Genomic DNA, 2331 nt, shown 5'->3' with positions numbered 1-2331 from the left:
GTCGAAGAAGAACGCCTGGATCATGTTCTTCGAGGTCTGGCCGACGGCCAGCTCGACGAAGTAGCGGGTCTCGATGACCTGGGCGGTCTCGAAGTCGACCTGGGCGCCCTCGACGGCGGCGGCGAGGATGTTGCGCGGGGCCGGGTAGGGCGCGCCGTTGGTCTGCTTGCGCAGGGTCGCCGGGAAGGCGGGCAGGTTGGCCGCGAACTTGGGGTTCGCCGGGGTGCCGCCGGGGATGCGGTAGCCGGGCTTGTCCCAGGGCTGCTGCGACTGCGGGTTGGCGTCGATGAAGGCGCGGGCCTTGGCGATCAACTCGTCCGGGGTGGTGGCCACTTCGTGGACGAGGCCGTTCTCCTGGGCGCGCCGCGGGCTGTACTGGGTGCCCTGGAGGAGCACCTTCAGCAGGGCGTCGGCGATGCCGAGCAGCCGTACCGTACGGACGACTCCGCCGCCTCCGGGGAGCAGGCCGAGGGTGACCTCCGGGCAGCCGATCTTCGAGCCGGGCGCGTCGAGGGCGACCCGGTGGTGGCAGGCGAGGGCGATCTCGTAACCGCCGCCCAGGGCCGCGCCGTTGATCGCGGCGACGACCGGCTTGCCGAGGGTCTCGATGCGGCGCAGGTTCCGCTTGACGGCGAGGCCGCCGTCGAAGAACTCCTGGGCGGTGTCCGGGGTGACTCGGATGAGGTCGCGCAGGTCGCCGCCCGCGAAGAAGGTCTTCTTCGACGAGGTGACGATGATGCCGCGGATGGAGTCCCGCTCGGCCTCCAGGCGGTCGGCGATCACGGTGAGGGAGTCGCGGAAGGCCGCGTTCATGGTGTTCGCGGACTGGTCCGGGTCGTCGAGAACGAGGGTGACGATCCCGGTGTCGTCCTGTTCCCAGCGGATGGTGGTGCTCTCGGTCATGAGGGGTTCTCCGTAGAAGTCTCTGCTGCCGCTGGGGTGTTCAGACGCGTTCGACGATCGTGGCGATGCCCATGCCGCCGCCGACGCACAGCGTGGCGAGGCCGTAGCGCTTGTCCTGGCGCTCCAGTTCGTCGACGAGCGTGCCGAGGATGATCGCGCCGGTCGCGCCGAGCGGGTGGCCGAGCGCGATGGCGCCGCCGTTGACGTTGACCTTGTCCAGGGACAGGCCCATGTCCCGCACGAAGCGCAGGACTACGGCGGCGAAGGCCTCGTTGATCTCGACGAGGTCGATGTCGTCGATGGTCAGCCCGGCCCGGGCGAGGGCCTTGCGGGTGGCGGGCGCGGGCCCGGTGAGCATGATGGTCGGCTCGGAGCCGGAGACGGCCGCGGAGACGATCCGCGCGCGCGGGGTGAGGCCGTAGCGGTCGCCGACCTCCTTCGAGCCGATGGCGACGAGGGAGGCGCCGTCGACGATGCCGGAGGAGTTGCCCGCGTGGTGGACGTGGTCGATCTTCTCGACCCAGTGGTACTTCTGGAGGGCCACGGCGTCGAAGCCGCCGAGTTCGCCGATGTCGGCGAAGGACGGCTTCAGCCGGGCGAGGGAGTCGGCGGTGGTGCCGGGGCGCAGGTGCTCGTCGTGGTCGAGGACGACGAGGCCGCTGCGGTCGCGGACCGGGACGACGGACCGCTCGAAGCGGCCCTCCTTCCAGGCGGTGGCCGCCCGCTCCTGCGAGAGCGCCGCGTACTCGTCCACGTCGCGCCGCGAGAATCCCTCGATCGTGGCGATCAGGTCGGCGCCGATGCCCTGGGGCACGAAGTTGACGGCGAGGTTCGTCATCGGGTCGTTGAACCAGGCGCCGCCGTCCGAGGCCATCGGCACCCGGGACATCGACTCGACACCACCGGCGAGAACGAGGTCCTCCCAGCCCGAACGCACCTTGGCGGCGGCCATGTTGACGGCTTCGAGGCCCGAGGCACAGAAGCGGTTCTCCTGTACGCCGGCCACCGTGTCCGGCAGTCCGGCGGCCACGGCGGCGATGCGGGCGATGTCGGAGCCCTGGTCGCCGACCGGGCCGACGACGCCGAGGACGATGTCGTCGATCGCGGCCGGGTCCAGGTCCGGGAAGCGGTCACGGAGCTCGTGGATGAGTCCGACGACCAGGTCGATGGGCTTCGTGCCGTGCAGGGATCCATTGGCCTTGCCGCGCCCGCGCGGGGTGCGGATCGCGTCGTAGACATACGCTTCGGTGCTCACTGCCAAGCCTTTCACTGAGGGTGTTCAAAGACTCGCCGAGGGGTTTCCTCGCTGAGGGTCGTCAACGGCGTCGAGAAGTCCGGGGAGTTCCCAGTCCCGGGCCACGTCGGACGTGTCCGCGCCGGGCCGGGCGGGCCCGCCGCGCACCGAGGTGGGCGTCGCGGAGAACCGGG

Annotated in this window: 2 protein-coding genes and 1 pseudogene; all 3 read right to left on the bottom strand. The window is 70.7% G+C overall.

Translation table 11 applies throughout. The features are described 5' to 3' along the window. On the bottom strand, positions 1-903 hold a 903-nt coding region (locus AC31A1_RS50330; protein ID WP_489659738.1), incomplete at its 3' end, for an enoyl-CoA hydratase/isomerase family protein. 40 nt (positions 904-943) lie between these two features. Next, a complete protein-coding gene (locus AC31A1_RS50325) occupies positions 944-2158 on the bottom strand; it encodes an acetyl-CoA C-acetyltransferase (protein ID WP_489659737.1) in 1215 nt (404 codons plus the stop codon). Positions 2159-2182: 24 nt separating this feature from the next. Beyond that, a pseudogene (locus AC31A1_RS50320) lies at positions 2183-2331 on the bottom strand (CoA transferase); the annotation flags it as partial.

The organism is Streptomyces sp. P5F9, assembly GCF_057961495.1.
This window is presented reverse-complemented; position numbering and strand designations above follow the sequence as displayed.